At 46.2% G+C, this 15,948-nt stretch carries 12 protein-coding genes; 3 read left to right on the plus strand and 9 right to left on the minus strand.

Annotated elements, in window-relative coordinates:
• Window positions 1-38 precede the first annotated feature (38 nt).
• From GT360_RS14710 to cmoA, 5 genes are all read right to left on the minus strand, one after another.
• Window positions 39-1,004, minus strand: a complete 966-nt coding sequence (locus tag GT360_RS14710; protein ID WP_164649718.1) for an alpha-L-glutamate ligase-like protein — start codon at window positions 1,002-1,004, stop codon at window positions 39-41.
• A gap of 3 nt (window positions 1,005-1,007) precedes the next feature.
• The gene (locus tag GT360_RS14715) at window positions 1,008-2,513 is read right to left on the minus strand and encodes an inactive transglutaminase family protein (protein WP_164649719.1); all 1,506 of its coding nucleotides are present in this window, start codon (window positions 2,511-2,513) and stop codon (window positions 1,008-1,010) included.
• A gap of 11 nt (window positions 2,514-2,524) precedes the next feature.
• A complete protein-coding gene (locus tag GT360_RS14720) occupies window positions 2,525-3,286 on the minus strand; it encodes an ATP-dependent zinc protease family protein (protein WP_164649720.1) in 762 nt (253 codons plus the stop codon).
• Window positions 3,287-3,404: 118 nt separating this feature from the next.
• Window positions 3,405-4,376 (minus strand): tRNA 5-methoxyuridine(34)/uridine 5-oxyacetic acid(34) synthase CmoB, encoded by a 972-nt coding sequence (cmoB, locus tag GT360_RS14725; RefSeq protein ID WP_164649721.1) that lies wholly within the window; start codon window positions 4,374-4,376, stop codon window positions 3,405-3,407.
• Between the two features lie 83 nt (window positions 4,377-4,459).
• Window positions 4,460-5,188: a carboxy-S-adenosyl-L-methionine synthase CmoA gene (gene cmoA, locus GT360_RS14730; RefSeq protein ID WP_164649722.1), complete on the minus strand. Its 729-nt coding sequence runs from the start codon at window positions 5,186-5,188 to the stop codon at window positions 4,460-4,462.
• A 275-nt stretch (window positions 5,189-5,463) separates the two neighbouring features.
• On the opposite strand from cmoA, the gene GT360_RS14735 reads away from it, so the two are divergent.
• The gene (locus tag GT360_RS14735) at window positions 5,464-6,627 is read left to right on the plus strand and encodes a D-alanyl-D-alanine carboxypeptidase family protein (protein WP_164651121.1); all 1,164 of its coding nucleotides are present in this window, start codon (window positions 5,464-5,466) and stop codon (window positions 6,625-6,627) included.
• 2 nt (window positions 6,628-6,629) lie between these two features.
• Here GT360_RS14735 and GT360_RS14740 read toward each other — a convergent pair whose 3' ends face one another.
• On the minus strand, window positions 6,630-7,508 hold the full coding sequence (locus GT360_RS14740; protein ID WP_164649723.1) for a DUF72 domain-containing protein: 879 nt from the start codon (window positions 7,506-7,508) through the stop codon (window positions 6,630-6,632).
• A 304-nt stretch (window positions 7,509-7,812) separates the two neighbouring features.
• Between GT360_RS14740 and aspS the strand changes: the two genes are divergently transcribed.
• Window positions 7,813-9,591 carry an aspartate--tRNA ligase gene (aspS, locus tag GT360_RS14745; RefSeq protein ID WP_164649724.1) on the plus strand — a complete coding sequence of 593 codons (1,779 nt, stop codon included), beginning with the start codon at window positions 7,813-7,815 and terminating at the stop codon, window positions 9,589-9,591.
• 68 nt (window positions 9,592-9,659) lie between these two features.
• Here the strand turns inward: aspS and GT360_RS14750 are convergent, their stop codons facing one another.
• Window positions 9,660-10,364, minus strand: coding sequence for an NAD-dependent deacylase (locus tag GT360_RS14750; RefSeq protein ID WP_164649725.1), 705 nt, complete (start codon window positions 10,362-10,364; stop codon window positions 9,660-9,662).
• Between the two features lie 443 nt (window positions 10,365-10,807).
• Here GT360_RS14750 and GT360_RS14755 point away from each other — a divergent pair, with 443 nt between their 5' ends.
• Window positions 10,808-14,251 carry a hypothetical protein gene (locus GT360_RS14755; protein ID WP_164649726.1) on the plus strand — a complete coding sequence of 1,148 codons (3,444 nt, stop codon included), beginning with the start codon at window positions 10,808-10,810 and terminating at the stop codon, window positions 14,249-14,251.
• Window positions 14,252-14,309: 58 nt separating this feature from the next.
• On the opposite strand, the gene GT360_RS14760 is transcribed toward GT360_RS14755, so the two are convergent.
• Both GT360_RS14760 and GT360_RS14765 read right to left on the minus strand, forming a co-directional pair.
• Entirely contained in the window at window positions 14,310-14,819 is a 510-nt protein-coding gene (locus tag GT360_RS14760) for a porin family protein (RefSeq protein ID WP_164649727.1), read from the minus strand.
• Between the two features lie 137 nt (window positions 14,820-14,956).
• The gene (locus GT360_RS14765) at window positions 14,957-15,871 is read right to left on the minus strand and encodes a LysR family transcriptional regulator (RefSeq protein WP_164649728.1); all 915 of its coding nucleotides are present in this window, start codon (window positions 15,869-15,871) and stop codon (window positions 14,957-14,959) included.
• Window positions 15,872-15,948 lie beyond the last annotated feature (77 nt).

The following is a 15,948-nucleotide window of genomic DNA, read 5'->3' on the forward strand; positions in this document are numbered from 1 at the left end:
TTTGCAGGAGCGGCATTTTTGTTTATGGGTGATTTTTGCTATTTACTAAAAATACCAAACTGCTTGGCAGCGTAGGCAACACGCTCAGCCGGTTTAGGATACTCAGCAGGAGTACCCAGATTTTCGATGTGTTGTAGGCGAGGCAGTAATCCAGAACCATTGGCAATTTGGATAGCGAGGCCCGGACGAGCGTTTAGCTCAAGTACCATTGGGCCTTCTTCTTTATCTAGAACCATATCAGTGCCCATATAGCCAAGCCCTGTCATTTCCCAAGCACTTGCTGCCAGTTCAAGTAAGCGATCCCAGTGAGGAACTTGCAGTTGCCCCAGCTCTTGGCCCGTATCGGGGTGATGAGTGACCGGTTGGTCAAACTGAACCGCTCGAACTGCTCGTCCAGTGGCGATATCGATACCGATGCCGACAGCACCTTGGTGCAAGTTAGCTTTGCCATCAGAGGCGGTAGTTGAACAGCGCATCATTGCCATCACTGGGTAGCCTTTAAACACGATAATACGTACGTCAGGTACCCCTTCGACACTGTAACCTTCGAAGCAATCATCAAACTTGATGAGGTTTTCAACCACGGCAACGTCATTTTTACCACCTAAAGAGAACAGACCCGCCAATGTATTGCTAATGTGGCGCTCGACATCTTCTTCATTGATGGTTGAGCCAGAAGGTTTGGTGTAAACGCCATCTTTGTGTGAAATCACAACCAAAATGCCTTTACCACCACTACCTTGCGCTGGTTTGATTACAAACCCTGGCCAGTTTTTTACCATCTTGTGGATAGATTTAACGTCTGCCTGAGTCGAAATCGTGCCAATCAGAGCTGGCACAGTACAACCAGCGGCTTCTGCAATAATTTTGGTTTTGAGCTTATCGTCCACCAAAGGGTATTTTGAGCGATCATTGTAGCGGCCAATGTAACTGTGGTTACGCTGGTTCATGCCCATGATACCCTTGGCACGAAGCTTACCTGGTGAGGTTAAACGTGAAAACATCGTTTAGTCCTCCGCAAGTGGTTTGAAGCGACGTAGCTCTGTTAGACGGTAGCCAGTGTATGTACCAAGCAGCAGAATACCGCCCAATACAATCAGCTGTAGACCAATGAAGTTAAAGGTTAGGTGCTGTACATAGCTGTTCGTCATTGCCAGATAAACAAGCACAGCAGTCAGTAATGAACCACCACCTTGCATTAGTACTTCCTTCGGACCTTCCTCTTCCCAAAGGATCGACATACGTTCGATTGTCCAAGATAGGATGATCATAGGGAAGAAGGTAATTGAGAGACCTTCAGTTAGGCCAATGCGGTAAGCCACCACTGTAAATACTGAGATGATCATAATTACCGTAATAATCACCGCAGATATTCGAGCCACAAGAAGCAAGTTGAGCCTTGATAGGTAGCTTCGAATAATCAGACCCGTACCGACAATCAGCAGGAAGCCAATAATACCTGTGACAAGCTGAGTTTGAACAAAAGCAACCGCTATTAGAACTGGCATAAAGGTACCAGACGTTTTCAGGCCAATAATCACACGTAAGAACACAACAATGAGTGCACCAATTGGGATCAGCATGATGGTTTTAAACATCGCTTGTTCCTCAAGAGGCAGACTGTGAATGGACATGTTGAGTAGGCCGTCAGCATCCACTTTGTTGTTGGTTGCTGTTTTTGCTGAGACTTCTTGAGCGATCATTGAGAACAGCACTTGACTGTTACTACCGCCAATCAAGTCTAGTAATGAAACGTTAGATTCATCCCAGATAAGAATGTTTGGACCAACACCTTGAGCGCCTGACTCTGGGTTGAACAGTTGCCAAGCTTTACCATCCCACACTTGGTTCATTGGTTGGATGCTTTGGCGACGGCGGCCATCTTCAAGCTCAATCACGCCAGCAATTTTGCTTGGTACACCCGCATAGGCAAGAATCTTGTCTACTGCTTCTACCTTCGGGAGCTCATTTAGAATTAATGCGGCATTTTGGCTATCGCCATCGTTCAATGTTTTGATCAGCTCACGCGTGAAGGTGATGTCATCCGCAGAGCGTTTTTCAGAGCGGTCGATCAATGCGATAGCAGCAGCTTCGACAGGGCCGCTAAAGGTTGGCTGGTTTCGCTCACCTTGAGGAGGGATGACTTCAACGTCAGCGTTTGGATCAACAAGGAATTGGGTTCGGTAATAAATGGTTTGCGGGCCGTTGGCCTCACGAATCGACCATTCAGCGCGACGACCAGTTTCCGTTTCAAGGTAGGCAACACCGTAGCCTTGAGAAGAGGCAGACTCACTGATGAGTGTGTAGCCCGGTTGGGTGTGAGGTGCGGCTAAAGAAGCTTTGATTGGCTCACCTTGACCTGAGAACTCTAATCTTGCTTCGATATCCCATACTTGTCGCGTTTCGCCTGGTGTCCATGGAACACCGTAGGTTTGGTGTCTGAATACACTAAGCATGATCCCTGCGACGACCAGTGCAACGACTGATATATAAAATGGAATTTTAGACGTCATAAGTTACCTTGTTATAGTTGTTTAATGTCCGTATGAATATATTTTTTGCCCACATCAACCACCGCGATGTCACGAATAAACTCACGCCCAAGTAGAACGGGGTGACTCATCTGTGAGCGGTCAGCTAGAGTGAACTGTGCTTTCTCATGGATATCACCCAATCGAACCCACATTTCAATGACGAAACGACGCTCCGCTTCTTCATTGCTAGATTGACGAATTTTGGCCATACGCACTACCGGAGCTTCAACCCAAGTTGGCTCTGCTTTGTCATTTTGAACCACTTCTCCATCATCACCAGCGATGTGGAAGCGTACCCAGCGTTTGCCATTACGTTCAAACTGCTCAATATCTGCTGCATTGACCGATGAGGTCGCGGCGCCGGTATCTACTCTCGCATCAAACGTTGAATCGATGCCATCGAATTGAATTCGTTCCACTGAGCCTAAAGTCACTTCATTAACAGGTGTTGGCACTTGTGTTACAACAACCGGTGGTTGAGCACTTTTCTCTGAAATATCGTCCAACTGTTCGTTAAATACAGAGCGGCTCTGCTCCAAAGCAGACTGCAGTTCCAAAATTTCGTCTTCTAAAGTAAGAATGTAGTCGCTTTGGTTTGAAATTTGTAGCTCTAAATAGCTAATTTTGTTAAGAATCGAGAGCTCTGATGATTTTAGTTGTTCAAGTGTTTGCTCATGGAGAGCGACATGATCTGTCGTAGCACAACCCGATAAGGCAAGAACCAGTAATGCAGGGAAAAGTCTTGATGTCATGGTGTTTCAGTGATGATGAACTAAATTAGCGCGAGTGTAGCGCATAACGGAGGAGGCTGAAAGCCTTCTCCGGTACGTGAGAGTAAAACGATGGGAAGTTAGGTTAAGTTTCTGTCAATTATGGTTTATTTGCTACTAAAATCGCACGACGAGGAGCAGGGTGTCCCTCAACTGTCTTGTTTGGATCATTCGGGTCAAGGTAGTCCGGTAGAGAGTTGTGTGTCATCCATTCGGTTGTGCGCTGTTCGCCAATGGTTGTGGTGTTTTCATCCACAATTCGTACGTTCTCAAAACCGACTTGCTCAAGCCAAACTTTCAGTGCTTTTGCAGAAGGGAAGAAGTAGACATTACGCATCTGAGCGTAACGATCGACAGGAACCAGAACCGCATTTTCGTCACCCTCAATAACGAGCGTTTCAAGAATCAATTCACCACCAGAAACCAACTGGTCTTTGAGTTGGATAAGGTGGTCAAGTGGCGAACGGCGATGGTACAGCACCCCCATACTGAACACAGTATCGAACGCTTCCAATTTCGGTAACTGTTCAATGCCAAGTGGTAGCAGATGTGCTCGCTGATCGTCACCCATTAACTTTCGGATGGCTTCAAATTGAACCAAAAATAGATGTGATGGATCGATGCCCACACATAAGCGAGCACCTTCACCCAGCATACGCCACATGTGATAGCCATTACCACAACCGACATCAAGTACTGAGCGATTTTCTAAAGGAGAAATATGAGGCAGGACGCGATCCCATTTCCAGTCACTACGCCACTCGGTATCAATATGAATACCGTAAACATGGTATGGACCTTTACGCCACGGATGGAAGGTCTTTAGTAGATTCTCAAGCTTTTTCAGTTCACCTTGGTGCATTGCCTCAGCATTGCCTAGCTCGACCTTCTCTTTTAGCTCAATGTTATCTGGCGTGCCGCTCGGGATCTTGTTGAGTGCACGCACCCAACGAGCAAAGTCACCATGTTCGGCATTTTGCCAGTCCGTCAGCTGCTGGGGCAGAGTGTTGAGCCAAGGCTGAAGACGTGTGTCTTGAGCAATCAATTGGTAAAAGTTGGCAAAATTGAACATAGTGTTGAATCCAGTCGATAAATCAGTGCCTTGGGGTTCTTTCCGCAGGCTAGAGTAAAATTGTGTGATAACTAAATCGTAGTTTACTTAATGGCAAACATTGAACCGAAGTTGAAGCATTGGAACCAAACCTCGAAGCTTGAAAAGCCGATTTGCTCAAAGCGTTCTTTGTGCATAGCGATAGAGTCTGGACGCATCACATTTTCAATTGCGCTGCGCTTTTGGCTTATCTCAAGTTCGCTATAACCGTTCGCACGTTTAAAATCATGATGTAGATCGATAAGCAACTCGTGAGAGGTACTATCTTCAAAGACAAACTTCTCAGACAAAATCAGAATACCGCCCGGGCGCAGTCCTGCATGGATTTTCTTTAATAAAGTAAAGCGGTCTTCCGGTGAAAGAAACTGCAGTGTGAAGTTCAATACGACAACAGAGGCATTTTCAATGTTGATTTCACGAATGTCTGCTTCAACCACTTCCACAGGAGTGTCACTGCGGTAGGAGTTAATATGCAGCTTACAGCGCTCCACCATGGCTGGAGAGTTATCCACCGCGATGATTTTACAGCCTTCTTGATTGATGTGACGGCGCATTGATAGTGTGGCGGCACCTAATGAACAACCCAGGTCATAGACATGACTGTTTGGCTTTACGAAACGCTCCGCCAGCATGCCAATCGCTGAAATGATGTTGCTGTAACCGGGTACAGAGCGTTGAATCATATCAGGAAAGACTTCAACCACTCGCTCATCGAAGGTGAAATCACCAATTTTATCGATAGGCGCTGAAAATATGGTGTCTTTGTTGGTCATGCTGCATCTCACTTATGCATTGTCTGATGAAGGTTCACCAGTCATAAAAAAGGCGCGTATTTTACGGTAAAAAAGGAACTGTCTCAATCACTTCATTTTCATATCATTCACGGTCACGCCCTCAATACTAGTCTATGCTCAAATTGGTGCCAGAGAGCCCGTGATTATTTACATAAGTATCAGAGATATACCGACCAATGATTCGATGATTTTTTGATGGTTCGGACAGAGGCCGGAGCCATCGTTGATTTTAGGGAGAATGGACTGTGAAGAAGATGATTCGTGCCACCTTGTTTGTCATTGCAATGAACAGTTTTACCGTCGCGGCGATCAGCATACCAAACCCACCAGAGTTGAGTGCGAAAGGCTACGTACTGATGGACTATCACTCAGAAAAAGTGATCGCAGAGCAAAATGGTCGCGCTGGACTTGCACCCGCGAGCCTAACAAAATTGATGACTGCTTACGTCGTAGGCCAAGAGATTCTCGCCGAGAGGTTAGCATGGGAAGACACGGTCACGGTTGGAGTCAATGCTTGGTCTCAAAAATTTCCTGATTCGTCAAAAATGTTCATCAAGCCAAAAGATGAAATCTCGGTCTCTGATCTAATGCATGGGGTGATTGTGCAATCTGGCAATGACGCCTGTGTTGCGCTTGCTGAGCATGTTGCGGGGAGTGAGTCTGCTTTTGTCAGTTTGATGAACGATTGGGCTGATAGCCTAGGTATGCATGATACACGGTTTATAAATTCACATGGGCTTGATGCCGAGGGGATTCAAACTTCTCCGCGGGACATGGCAATTTTGATGAAGAACATCATCGAGGATGTACCGGATGTGTACGAAATTTATAATGAAAAAGAGTTTACTTGGAACAAGATAAAACAGTACAACCGCAACAGCCTTCTTTGGGATAACGGCATCAATGTGGACGGTGGAAAAACCGGTTATACCTCGAATGCAGGATATAGCCTCGTCAGTTCTGCTGTCGATGGAGATATGCGTTTGATCTCTGTTGTCATGGGAACAGAAAGCAAAAACGCACGCGTTAGCCAATCAAAGAACCTTTTGAGCTATGGTTTTCGTTTTTACACGACCAAGAAAGTCGCTGATGCTCATCAGGTGGAATCAAAAGTTCACGTGTGGAAAGGAGACATAAACGAAGTAGACGCGAGTTTCTCAAGAGACGCATACATCACACTGCCAAGGTCCAAAACTAAAAACTTAGAGCGCGCCGTAATATTCAATGAACCCCTAATGGCCCCAATTGAACTTGGGCAACAAGTGGGTGAAGTGGTTTGGATGAAAGACGAAGAAATAGTCGCAACTTATCCACTGGTCAGCGCGCAAGCCGTGGCGGAGGGTGGTTGGTTTTCAAAGCTGTGGGATGGTTTTATGTTGTGGTTTAAGAACTTGTTTGCGTCCTTTTTGAGTAGTTAGTTCTAGAAAAGATCAAACTGTGACTGATGATCATCGGCAGGAAATGGCGCTAAGCCAGGTAGCATAACCTTGTTATCCATATGCTTATTTAGCTGAGTATAGAGTTGAACCGCTAACTCTGGTGCGAGGACATTATCTGGAGTGTGAATCATTAAGTAAGGCTCGATTCCCTGCTTTATCCAAAGGGGCAACTTAGTGAGCCAGGGGGCGAAAAATGCGTTGTTAGCCTCCATCTCTGGGTGGCCGATAAAGCGAATCATCGGTCGCTTTGCCGTTGCGAGCGCATGGACGGGAACGCGTGGTTTTTTCTGATGTGCATCGATCACCGCTTCAGAGGTTGGTGCTGCGGCAAATACGGGGCGGCTGTCCATAATCACTCGATTAATTTCTTGGTCGATCATCCAGCTATTTAATGTCGTCTCTGCTTCACCTTTTGCGAAAAACGCTGGATTTCGCACTTCAACGCCTAAATTAAACGCTTTGGGGAAAGAATGGCAAAACTGCTTGAGCCGTTCTAAATCCTCAAAGCCAAAAGTTGCGGGTAGTTGAATGGTCCATTGGCCCACTTTTTCTGATAGTGGTTCCATCACTTTAAGGAAGTTCAGTAGCTCGCCGCGACTATTTTTGAGCAACTGATCGTGGGTGATGGCCTTCGGTAACTTGAAGGTAAAGCGAAAGTGATCTGGGGTGGCGTCACGCCAGTTGAGAACGGTTTGAGCACTCGGTGTCGCGTAGAACGTCGTATTACCCTCTACGGTCGAAAAAACTTGAGCGTATTTCGCGAGCCGTTCAGCGGGTTTTGTCCCTTTCCCGTAGAAGCTCTGCTGCCATTGATTGTGCGACCACAGTGTGAGACCGAGTCGAATAGGGTAGTGTTCCATACTGCTGAATTGTCCTTTTAAATCTGTCTCACTTTCGCCCATTTTGTGCGATTTTCACAACTTAATAAAGCCTATATCTCAACGCCAATAATCGGTATAATCGCCGCCAAATTTCACCACATTGCTATGCTTTTGCACACTAATTAAGCTAAATGCAGCCAATGGGGTATAAAACACACCAAATTATCAGCTGAACAGTCGATTTAATCCGACTTTCAGCGTATAAATGGAACTTTGAACCATCAGTATTTCTCGTGCTGGTGGAGAGTCATCAACAAATTTAAAAGATATTGGGAATTTCATTATGCGTACCCATTACTGTGGTCACCTGAACAAGTCCCTTGCAGGACAAACTGTAGAACTTTGCGGCTGGGTTAACCGTCGTCGTGATTTGGGCGGTCTTATTTTCATCGATATGCGAGATCGTGAAGGTATCGTTCAGGTAGTAGTTGACCCAGATATGGCAGATGCGTACGAAGTGGCTAACCAACTTCGTAATGAATTCTGTATCAAACTAACGGGTGAAGTACGCGTTCGTCCAGACAGCCAAGTTAATAAAGACATGGCAACGGGTGAAGTTGAGATCATCGCTAAAGGCCTTGAGATCATCAACCGCGCTGACGTTCTGCCACTAGACTTCAACCAAAAGAACTCTGAAGAGCAGCGTCTAAAATACCGTTACCTAGACCTACGTCGTCCAGAAATGAGCGACCGCATCAAGCTACGCGCTAAAGCATCAAGCTTTGTTCGTCGCTTCCTAGATGATAACGGCTTCCTGGACATCGAAACACCAGTACTAACCAAAGCGACACCAGAAGGTGCGCGTGACTACTTAGTACCAAGCCGTGTTCATAAAGGTTCGTTCTACGCACTGCCTCAGTCTCCACAGCTATTCAAACAGCTGCTAATGATGTCTGGCTTTGACCGTTACTACCAGATCGTTAAATGTTTCCGTGATGAAGACCTACGTGCTGACCGTCAGCCAGAATTCACACAGATCGATATCGAAACATCATTCATGAGCGCAGAACAAGTTCGCGCAACCACTGAGAAGATGATTCGTGACATGTGGCAAGAGCTTCTAGACGTTGATCTAGGTGAGTTCCCAATCATGCCATTCTCTGAAGCGATGCGTCGTTTTGGTTCTGATAAGCCAGACCTACGTAACCCACTAGAACTAGTAGACGTTGCTGACCTAGTTAAAGACGTTGAGTTCAAAGTATTCTCTGGTCCTGCTAACGACGAGAAAGGTCGCGTTGCAGTAATCCGCGTACCAGGTGGCGCTAAGCTAACTCGTAAGCAGATTGACAGCTACGGTGAGTTCGTTGGTATCTACGGTGCGAAAGGTCTAGCATGGATGAAGGTTAACGACCGTGCTGCAGGCATGGAAGGCATCCAATCTCCAGTGGCTAAGTTCCTAAACGAAGAAGTGATCAACGGTATTCTTGAGCGCACTGGCGCAGAGACTGGCGATATCATCCTATTCGGCGCAGACAAAGCGAACACTGTCTCTGAAGCAATGGGCGCACTTCGCCTGAAGCTAGGTACAGACCTAGAGCTTACCGATGAGTCTGCATGGGCTCCACTATGGGTTGTTGACTTCCCAATGTTTGAAGAAGACGATGAAGGCAACCTACACGCGATGCACCACCCATTCACATCACCTCTAGGTGTGACTGCAGAAGAGCTAAAAGCGAACCCAGCAGCGGCAAACTCTAACGCATACGACATGGTTCTAAACGGCTACGAAGTGGGCGGCGGTTCTGTACGTATTCACAACGCTGAGATGCAATCTGCGGTATTCGATATCCTAGGTATTGAAGCAGACGAGCAACAAGCGAAGTTCGGCTTCCTGCTAGACGCACTGAAGTTCGGTACACCACCGCACGCAGGTCTAGCATTCGGTCTTGACCGTCTAGTCATGCTGCTTTGTGGCACAGAGAACATCCGTGATGTTATCGCATTCCCGAAAACAACAAACGCAAGCTGTCTACTAACAGACGCACCGAGCCTAGCAAACCCAGCTGCGCTTGAAGAGCTAGCGATTGCTGTGACGGCGGCGAAAGAGAAAGACGCTGAGTAAGACGTCACCTCTGTTAAAAATATTAAGCCCGCTCAAATGAGCGGGCTTTTTTATAGGTTGTTTTCCTGTTACTTACTAAGAAGCTGTTCAACTAACTCAGGAATCAAAACGGTCGCTTTCCCCTGACGGCTTTCATCAAACTCCCCACACAGATCCCCTGGCTCCAAATTAATCTCAATCGTTTCAGCACCAAAGTGATTCGCTTCATCGACAAAGCCTGCGGCAGGGTAGACCTTACCAGAGGTGCCGACGGCGATGAAAAGCTCTGCTTTTGCTAGGAGCGATTGAATCTCGGTCATGCGATACGGCATTTCGCCAAAAAATACGATATCGACTCTAAGTTGCGATGGTATTTCGCAGCAGGTGCAGTAGGACTCACCAACGATGATGTCCTGCTTCCATTCAACACGTTGACCTGATGTTGGGCACAGTGCAGAGTTGAGCTCACCATGCATATGGATAACATCAGCGCCGGCCATGTCCAAAAAGTTGTCTACGTTTTGTGTGATGAGGTGACAATTTCCGTCAAACTCGCGTTGAAGTTTAGCTAAGGCGTGATGGGCGGCATTGGGTTCGATGTCCACCATCTTTGAGCGGAGGTTATTGTAAAATTCGTTGACCAAATGGGGATCTCTTTCGAGTGCCTCTGGGGTGCAAACGTCTTCTATTCGGTGCTCGTTCCAAAGACCGTTACTGTAGCGAAAGGTACGCATCCCCTCTGATTCAGCACTTAATCCCGCTCCAGATAAGATGACGATGTTCTTTGGTTTCATATGACGGCCTATTTTTAACTTGTACTCATTTCCCCATCATAGCAGTGTTATCAATCACTTGAATAGCTTCGTGTGAATCACGGTTTCATAGCAGTTGCATGGGAAGTGTATTGTTCGTGAAGTTTCGCTCAATTGGACAGAATCCCACTTGTTGAGTAGGGGAAAGGGAGTAATATCAAATCAAAAGAAAGCGCTTTCTTTTTGAGTTATCAAAATAGAGAGTGCTGATATGGACGACGATAAGCCAGCTCAAACGAACAGTCTGAGATAAGCGATTACTGTAAATAACCATCTGCCAATAGGTTACCACAGTAAAAAACAGACCAATTTCTAATGATGCCGTGCTTAGATTGATGCTCAAATGACACGATCATTTGCATTCAAATCGACACTACTGATAAGCGCAAAAGAAAGCGCTTTCTTTTTGAGGTTGAAAATTTTCTATGATTCAAAGAACTTTCTCAGAGCACGCGGTAAGCGGCAAGTTTATAGACAAGCGCGGTGAGCGCTTTTATAAGATCTCACACGTTGATCAGATGGCACCGTTCTTTATTAGTGTGGTGTCATCCAGTGATCATTGGCTGTTTATTTCATCGACTGGGAGTCTATCCGCCGGGCGTATTCGTCCAGAGAATGCGTTATTTCCCTACAAGTCCGTCGATCATATTCATGAGAGCGCTGAAAATACGGGCTCCAAAACGATTGTTAGAGTACATAAAGCGCAAGGCGTAGCTTTATGGGAACCGTTCAACCCGCAACATGATGGGCTCTATCAAGTATCGCGCAATCTCTACAAGAACACGATCGGTGATAAGATCTTGTTTGAAGAGATAAACCATACACTCGGACTGAAGTTTGAGTATAGCTGGGCAACCAGTGAAGAGTATGGCTTTGTTCGAGAGAGCCAAATAACTAACCTCACTGAAGAGGCTTTAGAGGTTGAGTTACTGGATGGGATCCAGAACCTTTTGCCTTCAGGTGCGCCACTTCAGGCACTGCAGACACGTAGTGCTCTGGTTGACGCGTATAAATGGAATGAGCGAGCAAAAGACAGTTCGCTAGCCCTGTTTACTATGTATGCCAAGCTGAGTGATCGTGCTGACCCTGCTGAGTCACTATTCGCGACAACGGTATTTAGCTTGGGTATGCCAGGGGAGATTCTTCTAACCAGCCGCCAAGTGGGGCGTTTCCGAAAGGGGCTACCCTTAGAGCAAGAAATGCTTACCAAGGGCGCTCGCGGCAGCTACTTACTCACTCATCGAATGGTACTGGGTGCTAATCAAAGTGATTCTTGGCAGATCGTCGCAGATATCGATAAAACCCACAGTGATGTCTGTAAGCTAAAACAAGCGCTTCAAGACCCAAGCGCACTCAGCGGCATCGTAAATAATAGTGTTTCTGCTAACCAACAAGAGCTGGTGAACTTGATGTCTGGGGCTGATGCGTGGCAGTTAACCGCCGACGAAAGTACCAGCGTGCACCATTATGCCAATGTGCTGTTCAACAACATGCGTGGTGGTGTTGTCTTGGATGGCTACGTTCTCGATAAAGCCGACGTAGAAAAAACGATGCGCAGAGCAAACCGAGTTGTATGTGTGCGTCATGAAGGCTTCTTTGCCCAACTACCAGAGAGCTTCACACATGCCGGTTTGGTGAGCAAAGCAAAACAGACGGGTGACCAACAGTTGGTGCGCCTGAGTTATGAGTACTTGCCACTGACATTTGGACGACGCCATGGTGATCCGAGTCGTCCGTGGAACCACTACGAAATTAAGTTAAAAGATGAGCAAGGCGAGCGCTTGCTGTCATATCAAGGCAACTGGCGTGACATCTTCCAAAACTGGGAAGCGATGGCGATGAGCTATCCGGGCTTTATCCAGTCGTTTATTGCCAAGTTTGTCAATGCGTCAACGATGGACGGCTACAACCCTTACCGTATTACTAAAGATGGCGTTGATTGGGAGCTACTAGAGCCGGACGATCCTTGGAGCAATATTGGTTACTGGGGTGATCACCAGATCATCTACCTACTGAAATTCTTAGAGCTTGCGGACAAGTTTGACCAACAAGGGTTAATCGAATCTCTAAGTAGTGACACGTTTAGCTATGCCAATGTGCCCTATGAGTTATGTGACGTAGAGGGTCTATTTAACAACCCGAAAGATACGGTGAACTTCAGCGATGGGACTCAAGCCCTGACCGAGGAGAAGACACAACAACTCGGTAGTGATGGAAAGCTGGTATTAGGTAGCGATGATGAAGTCTACCTCGTCAACCTGATGGAAAAGGTTCTCGTCCCACTGTTGGCGAAATTGAGCAACCTTGTTGTTGATGGTGGGATTTGGCTCAACACACAACGCCCGGAATGGAATGACGCCAATAACGCCATTGTCGGTAATGGCCTATCGATGGTGACTCTGTACTACATGCGTCGCTATGTTGCCTTTATGCAGAAGCTATTAGATAAAGCACCGAATCAGTTCTGGTTGTCTTTGGAAGTAGCGGATTGGATGATACAAATTACCGAGATCTTAGAGCAAGCCGCGAAAGAGATCACACAAGAGACGATGACGCCGCAAACGCAGAAGGCACTGCTGACAAACTTGGCGCGAGCAGCTGAGCAATATCGCAACTCAGTCTACAAGCAAGGAGGCTTCTCAGCGAAGTCAGAGACTGAGAAAGCAAGAATCGAGCAGCTGTTGAGTGTCAGTCTAGAGGTGATTGATTCAAGTTGTCGCAATAACTTGCGAGAAGATGGTTTGTACAATGCCTATAACATTCTGAACTGCAAAGCGGAAACCTTAACTGTGGATGAGCTTTATCCAATGTTAGAGGGGCAAGTCGCAGTGCTGAGCTCTGGTCTATTGTCGGCGCAAGAGGCAGTAGAATTATTGGATCAACTCTTCGATAGTGCAATGTATCGAGAAGATCAGCATAGCTTCATGCTCTATCCAGACCGCGAGCTCTCATCGTTTATGGATAAGAATGTCATTTCTAGCGAGAGTGTGGCCAATAACCCAGCGTTGATGGCGATGTTAGAGGTTAATGACCAACGACTGATTATCCGAGACAGTGAAGGAAAGTATCACTTTAATGCTGGCTTTGAGAATGTCGGCTATCTGAATACGGCTTTGGAAGCGGTACAAACAGACTACCCAAATCAGCCGGAGCAAGTATGGTTCGATATACAAACCCTATACGAGCAGGTATTCAATCACAAAGCATTCACGGGTCGTTCAGGCACCATGTTTGGTTATGAAGGGTTAGGTTGTATCTATTGGCATATGGTGTCAAAGCTGTTATTGGCAGTTCAAGAGAACTATCAAGCTGCTTGGCAACAAGATCCAACTTCTCAGCAGACACAAAAGCTTGCGCAGCACTACTATCGCGTGCGTGAAGGTATTGGTTTCAATAAAACGCCAGACAATTACGGCGCGTTCCCAACAGACCCTTACTCTCACACGCCAAAGAGTGCAGGTGCTCAGCAACCAGGTATGACGGGACAAGTGAAAGAGGAAGTATTGACTCGATTTGGTGAGTTAGGAATCAAGGTTGAGAATCGTGAAATAACGATTGAGCCATCTCTGCTCAAGCGCGACGAGTTTTTGTCTAAGGCCGCCACGTTTGTTTGCCAAAGTATCGAAGGCGTTGAGCGTCGCTACCCTCTAAATAGAGGCCAGCTTGCGTTTACTTATTGCCAGGTACCCTTTATCTACACGGCGGTGCAGTTTGGCGGCGAGAGCGTAAAAGTAACGTTCAGTAATGGGCACTCAGAAATGCTAGAGCATTTAGTACTGACTGAGAGTTTATGTGAACATCTTTTCTCGCGTTCAGGTTTGATAGAAAAGGTGGAAGTCACAATATCTGAAGGGAAGCTATTAGCTTAGTATTTGGTGGACACATCCCCATTGGTGCTTTTCACCAATGGGGATGATTGTTAAAGCTCTAGAAACGGTAGCCAAACGTCCAAGAGAACTGGTCGTACTCGAGAGAGTCAAACGTAGGCATATCAAAGCGCATTTCAGAGTAGAAGTGACGGTTGATATCCGCGCGAGCACCGAAACCAAAGAACATTGATGTGTCGTTAAACGTCTCTGAATAACCATCAAACGAGAACTTTTCACTGTTGCGCGCGAAACCTAGCGCGATAAATGGCTTGATTGCAAAGCCATCTAAGTCAAACTTATAGCCAATATCAGTGTCAACCTTGAAGGTAGAACCATCTAACTTAAGGCCATACTCGCTGTCTTTGTTTTGAGCGTATGAAACGTTCAAGCCAAAGATGTGGTTAAAGTCATAGCCATATTCCACTTTAAGACCACTGCCCCAGCTAACATCTTCCACATCAGTGCTAGAGAAACCAAGACCAATGCGGTGACCTTCCATCATAGGGTTAGCCAAAGCGTTAGAAGAGAGTAGTGCCGTCGTCAAAAGTGCAGGTAAAAGGGTTTTCATAGAATACTTCTCAATTAAGCGTGTTAATTGCGCAGTTTCTTCCTTGGCGCTGATCTCCTTAAATTGGCACGTATCTTAGAGAGAAGGGGATGATAACTCTAATTCGCTTTGATTATCACCGTGATAAGTAATGCTAATCACTTGGTCAAATTGTGCTTGATTTGAGCCTGGATGACACGACCTATTTCTTCAGTCAGCCAGTGAGTGAGAGGGTTCTTGTCATTCTTCTTGTGGTAGTAAGCGAATATTGGCCAAGTGAAATCGGTAGGGTTTTGTTCTATCTCGCGTAAGGTATGCGTGGTGAGCTTAGGGTGCTCTTTGATAGGGAATAAGGTGGTAAACCCAATAAACATATCGGTGGTAGATATCACATCAAGCAGGGCTTGAAATGACTCAGAACGTAAACCAACTTGGATGCTGACACCATGAGCCCTTGCAATGTCTTTCGTTTGTACAAAGTTATCATTCCAGCCAGAATTAATGATTGATGCAAGTTTGTAGTCCGCTAAATCTTCGATTCTTAAGTCGTCCTGACCCGTGAGAGGATGTCCTTTACGAGTGAGTACCAAGCCTTTTGCACCTGCGACTTCGGTATTAGAGATTGTCGTGATTTTCGGAAGATCATAGTGCAGCCCAATCGTTATTTCATCTCTGTCTAGCGACTGTAATGTCGTGTTGTTCCAATCCAGCAGTTCTATTTTTGCTTTTGGCGCTAATGTTTGTAGATGTGTGAAGAGCCTGCCGCCAAAGCAGTACATAAATATTGAGGGCATGGCGATTTTTATCGACTGTTCAATATCTTCAGGGATAAACGTACCAGTCGAATTAATCTCACTTTCAAGCTTGTCCAGCAGCGGTTTGATTCTGCCAGCCAAGTCATCAGCGAATGGCGTGCTTTTAAGGCCTGATGGCACTTTGACGAAGAGCTCATCGTTAAAATGATTACGAAGCTTTTTAAGAGCTTGACTGATGGCCGGTTGAGAAACTAAGAGGCGCTTTGAAGCCGCTCGCATGTTGAGCTCTTGATGCAGAATGATAAACGTTTTTAGCAAGTTAAGATCTAAGGTGAGATAGAGGTTTTTTGGCATGGCTTAAAGTATTTAACGACAACCTTATCGACAGGTTAGCT

This window comes from Vibrio astriarenae (assembly GCF_010587385.1).
GTDB lineage: Bacteria > Pseudomonadota > Gammaproteobacteria > Enterobacterales > Vibrionaceae > Vibrio > Vibrio astriarenae.